Source organism: Pseudoalteromonas sp. G5_S1_14_S5 (assembly GCF_054968605.1).
This window is the reverse complement of the sequence record NZ_JBQKUM010000244.1, coordinates 1-370: the sequence shown is the minus strand read 5'-3', so window position 1 is coordinate 370 and position 370 is coordinate 1. Positions and strand designations below refer to the sequence as shown.

General features: G+C 41.1%; 1 pseudogene. It reads left to right on the top strand.

Annotated elements, in window-relative coordinates:
• Positions 1-133: pseudogene (locus tag ACTRWI_RS22740) on the top strand (transposase); the annotation flags it as partial.
• Positions 134-370: the final 237 nt, after the last annotated feature.

Below are 370 nucleotides of genomic sequence, written 5' to 3'. Positions count from 1 at the left end.
AAATGGTAAGTCAAGATACCTCGGTGAACACTTACCAATTAACTACCTTGGTCGTTACCTTAAACGCCCAACGATTGCAGGGGCAAAGCTGGCTAGTTATCACGGAGAGGCTAATCTATCCTTTCGTTATCTACGTAACGAATAAATAGCCTAGCATTCAATATAAAAGAACCTCCTTGGTCATTAGAAAAATCTATCAGACCTACTTTGAATTCGCGAAACATCAAGGTCATGCAAAACATCAGGTTCACTGATCACTATTCACTTGATCTACAGTCGCCCCTGAAAAGCTTCCATTTCAGCCCATGAGCCAGATCCATGAAAGCATGATCTAACCTTGATCATGCTTCTGGAGGAAATACATTTAACG